Genomic DNA, 4,828 nt, shown 5'->3' on the forward strand with positions numbered 1-4,828 from the left:
AATATCAACTACTACATTTTTAAGTGTGTAAATTATTTTTTGTAAAATTGTCAAATTCTATCTTCAAATTTAATTAACAAATGTGCCATAGCCTCGGTCCAATTATGAATAGAGTTGGTCCACTTTTGGGCCATGTAGTTGATAATGAAATATCAGGTTTTAAAAACAGCTAGATGGTTAGGCCCAACTTTTATTTTTGGTAACTCTAGGAAATTGGCTGTTTACAGATTCCACCGCATTGGTTGTGCAAATGGCTCTACGTATGGTAGGCCGTTCAGCGCATTGGTAAAGCTACGTAGAAAAAGCAAAAACGCTCCTTGTAAAATAGTTCCGATCAGCAAGCAGCCCTTACAGCTGAAACTTTTTACTGAGGGCTTGATTTTATTGTTACTTTTTTATCAAGAAAAAAGTAACAATAAAAATTCATTTTTTACCAATGTCATGAACAAATACCTACGTATGGCGTTAGGGTACTGTAAAAATACCATCAGATTATTCCAATTAGCCTACCAAGACTTGGCTATTTGTGGGTATTGTTTATCCCATTTAATAGCAAAATTTTCTAAGGCCATCAGTGCTTTTTGTAAGTAGCTTTACCACTGCGCTGAACGGCTACAAAGTTTTTAGCTAAATAATCATAAAATGATAACCAAAAAACGCAGCTAAAAAACATGTTATTGTATCTGTAAATCAATAAAATAAACGCCTTAAGTTGGCGCCATTTCGTGAAGGAATATGGTATGTATAATTATTTGATAAACAATGGCAAGTACATTGTTCATTTACCACTGCTGACTAACGCATAGTAGGTCCAAGGGTGAAATGATATTCAAAAGAACTCTTGACGCTGTTCATATCTTTTATCGTGTTCAGTCTACGACCAAAGTCTAAGCCAATCATGGGTATAATAGGTATGGGCAACATAACACGGATACCAGCACCTATAGCTTTTTTCATATTAGATAAATTGAAGTTTTCATACTTGAGCCAGCTATCCCCTACTTCTCCAAAGCCCAATACATAGCAACAAACAGGTGCAAGCATAATAGGATAACGCAATTCAATAACAAGCTTATTGAATAGCACTCCTCCTTTTATATGGTTTTTATAATCTTCTGGTGTAAGGCTCTCATCTGGATAACCACGTAACGAAGTAAAATCAGTTCCCAAGAATTTATTTGATACACCTGATGTACCTCCCAAATAAAATCGTTCAAAAGGACCTATAGCTTTTTTAGAGAGACTGTGTAGAAATCCTGCATGACCGCGAACATGCAGTACAAAGCTAGCTGGAAAAGCTTTAAAATAAGCAAAATCTATTGCCAATTTCCCAAATTCCTTTAAACGTGGTATAGCTTCCGGTTTAGAACCAACATAGCCTAACAAACTATAGGGAAGCGTAAGGGTTAAAAAGTTAGACCACAAACATCCACTAGTAGGATAATTTGGATGATTGATACTATCATGTGTCAACGAAAGTGCTAAAGTAAAATCATGTAAGAATCCAGATCTTTTAGTGTGATCTTCTAATAATTGTATATGCTGATATGCGTGATGATGATACGCTATACCGAAATTACTACTCCAATCTCTAGCGAATTTTTTTCCTAAGCTTATTTGACCACCAATTGAATGAACATTACTTTTTTTATCTTGTTTGGCAATTGGAAATAGATTTAGATCTACCCAATCATCTAATGCATTCGGTGTAGCATAGAAAACTTTTTGATAAGCATTATTAAAACTTACAGAAAGTATATAAGGACTTTCTTTCAACCAAAACCAAGGTTCTGTAAAAGAAAAACTTAAATTTTTGTAATCTTTACCAGATATTTCAGCTTTTAAATGCAAATCCTGAGCAGCTCCTAAAGGAACTTTACCTGTAAAAAGGTTTTTTAAAGAAACATTATTAGAACCGATGCCAAGGCCGATCTTAATGCCATTTGTATATCCTCCATTTAGGTTACACTCGAACCGGGGTTCTTCTTCTACCGAATAAATGATATCTACGGTACCTTTTGCTACATCTGGTTGTATATCTGGGACTAATTTCTCTGGCTTAAATAACTTTAACATCGCTAATCTTCGTAAGGATTCCCGCACAAGCCCTAAGTTATATTTTGCTCCTGGCAATGTTAATAACGTACGCCGAATAACATAATCATGCGTTAATGTGTTACCTACAATATCTATTTGATTAATAGTAGCTTGCTTGCCTTCTTGAATTCTAATTTCTAGATCTACCTGATTATCCTCTATACTAGTTTCAACCACTTCTGCGCGAAAAAAAAGATAGCCATTATTGGTATACAAATCACCAATGGTTAGATCTGTAACCCCAGGATGCAATCGGCTTTTAATATAAAGCGGATCATAGATCCTTCCTGGCTGGAGGTTTAATAACCTATTTAATACTTGATCACTATAGACATAATTACCAACCCATTTAATATCACGGATCATATATTGTTTACCCTCATTAATTTTTAAATAGATATTCAGCTTGCCATCAGCAAAAGTTTCAAATCGTTCTGCGGCAATATGTACATCCTGAAAACCCTTTGATTGATAAAAAAGAATAAGATTTTCTTTAGCTTTTAGGTATTTTTCTTCTGTGAAAACAGAGGAAAAAAAAGAAGCATGGGTAAAGAAATAACGTTTTATATCATCTAATGTTTTGGGCAACTGTAAGAGTAGGCCACCCTTGCGAAGGGGAGCCATGGTAATAGTTTGCTTAAAAATATCGTGGAAAAGTGTAAAACGAGGGGCTTCTTTTAGCTCTTTAATCTTATATAGTAAGAGATTCGTTTCCAAATGGTCATTTCCTTCAAAAATGATTTTATGCAGGGTGGTTTTGTTACCTTTATTTATCTTAATCTTGAGCGTTACTTTCGCATCCATTGTTTCAGTTGGCAGACATTCTGTAAAAACTTGGACATCCCTAAAGCCCTGTTCTAAAAAAAACTTTTTAATTTTAGAAATGGTTTTCTGTATAAAAAGTGGAGACAACGCAACATGATCATCTATAGTAACTTTTTCAAGCAGTGCTTTTCTATCTTTCTTTGTTAAACCTTCTATAAGGCAGTTGACTACTTCAGGATATTCCTCAACATGAATAACAAAAGTGGCTAACCCATTTGCTTGATCAAGATCAGATAAGTAGATTTCAACAGACTTTATACGATCATGCTTGGCTATTTTGGAAATGGCAGTACGGATCTGCTGAGAAGATGGGTCAATGACTGTTCCATCTCGTACACCAGAAAGCGCAATCAGTAAATCAGTCTCTACCAAAACATTGCCCATTACGTCAATCTTCCGTATCGCGTAACCAGTCGTGCCAAAGGCTGGTTGTGACAGCCCTAACAATAGACAAAAGAAGGACAACAAACGTTTAACTTTTTTGATATTGGTATCTATCATTATCATGATCCGTAGCATAAATTTATAGATGAATGAGCCACCTCTATACAAATCTCAAAAAGATGAAGGGCAGTATAGCTATGATAGCACAACCAGCCTCTTTCTAAAATGAAAAAGGAGAGACTACATAAGCTAAAACTTTTCCCGAATATAGGAAAATATTAACGGTATGACCTACTTTCCTATTATTTTATATAATTAACATAGAGTCGCCATATAAGAAAAATCTATAACGCTCTTTGATAGCTTCAGCATAAGCTGCTAAAATCAAATCTTCGCCTCCAAAAGCAGCTACACTGACCAGAGAAATAGATGAGGGCAGATGAAATGTAGTCAACAAGGCATTGCAAACTTTAAATGTACAAGAAGGTAAAATGAATTTATTGGTCCAATCACTGCTTGCCTTTAGTTGGCAAGAGACCGAAACAGAAGATTCTATAGCCCTTAACACTGAGGTACCTACGGCGCAAACTTTTTTTTGATGATGCAGACTTTGGTTGACCATTTTTGCACTTTCTTGGGTAATAATAAAACGTTCCGAGGAAGCCCTTACCTTCGTTAAATCTTCCATATCAATAGTACTGAGCTCACTTAAACCAATATGCAACGTAACTGGAACAACAGCAATGTTTTGCAAAGTTAAATACTTCAACAAATAAGGGGTAAAATGCAACCCAGCAGCTGGTAATACGATACTGCCTATATGTTGGCCAAATATGGTCTGATAATATTCCCTATCTTCTGGCTTAGAAGAACGCCCTATTTGATTGGGTAAAGGCATATGGCCAATTTGATTGATAAGTGCATAGAATTCTTCTTCTGTTCTATCAAACAACAACTTAAGCGTACGGCCTCTTGAAGTAGTATTATCTATAATTTCAGCTACCAACTCCCCATCACCAAAATAAATTTTATTACCTATGCGAATCTTACGTGCTGGCTCTACAATGGTGTCCCACAAGCCATGTTCATCATTCAATTTCCGCAATAAGAGCACTTCTACCTGTGCATTTGTTTTTTCTTTACAGCCATAAAGTTTACAAGGTAAAACTTTCGAGTCATTGACCACTAAACTATCTCCTTGCCTAAAATAAGTAAGCAGATCTTTAAAGGTTTTATGTTCTATTTTGCCACTATCTTTATGTACAACCATTAAACGGGCATTTTCCTTGTCCTGGATTGGATACTGTGCAATGCTATGCTCTGGTAGTTCAAACTTAAAATTTGATAATTTCATACTAATATTTAATTTTAATAAAGTGTAGCTGGTTTTTACCCACCGGTTTGGTGTATGCTACTAGTTTTCTAGTATCTGTTCCTGACACTGGTAAAAAATGAATTTTTTAGAGCTACTTTTTGCTTGATCAAAAAGTAGCCAAAAAATCAAGCGCTGATGAAAAAAGCT

The 4,828-nt window shown here is 35.3% G+C and carries 3 protein-coding genes; 1 reads left to right on the top strand and 2 read right to left on the bottom strand.

All coding sequences use genetic code 11. The features are described 5' to 3' along the window. Positions 1-144 precede the first annotated feature (144 nt). Positions 145-591: a hypothetical protein gene (locus MUW74_RS02495; protein WP_243519232.1), complete on the top strand. Its 447-nt coding sequence runs from the start codon at positions 145-147 to the stop codon at positions 589-591. Between the two features lie 204 nt (positions 592-795). On the opposite strand, the gene MUW74_RS02500 is transcribed toward MUW74_RS02495, so the two are convergent. Then, positions 796-3,429 (bottom strand): outer membrane protein assembly factor, encoded by a 2,634-nt coding sequence (locus MUW74_RS02500; protein ID WP_243519229.1) that lies wholly within the window; start codon positions 3,427-3,429, stop codon positions 796-798. 184 nt (positions 3,430-3,613) lie between these two features. Further along, the gene (gene queA / locus MUW74_RS02505) at positions 3,614-4,660 is read right to left on the bottom strand and encodes a tRNA preQ1(34) S-adenosylmethionine ribosyltransferase-isomerase QueA (RefSeq protein WP_243519225.1); all 1,047 of its coding nucleotides are present in this window, start codon (positions 4,658-4,660) and stop codon (positions 3,614-3,616) included. Positions 4,661-4,828: the final 168 nt, after the last annotated feature.

Source organism: Candidatus Cardinium sp. cBcalN2, from assembly GCF_022810445.1.
In the GTDB taxonomy this organism is placed as follows: Bacteria; Bacteroidota; Bacteroidia; order Cytophagales; family Amoebophilaceae; genus Cardinium.

Bases quoted from the DNA above. Each gene is read 5' to 3' on its own strand.
- queA (WP_243519225.1), bottom strand. From the start codon at position 4,660: ATGAAATTATCAAATTTTAAGTTTGAACTACCAGAGCATAGCATTGCA.
- MUW74_RS02500 (WP_243519229.1), bottom strand. From the start codon at position 3,429: ATGATAATGATAGATACCAATATCAAAAAAGTTAAACGTTTGTTGTCC.
- MUW74_RS02495 (WP_243519232.1), top strand. From the start codon at position 145: ATGAAATATCAGGTTTTAAAAACAGCTAGATGGTTAGGCCCAACTTTT.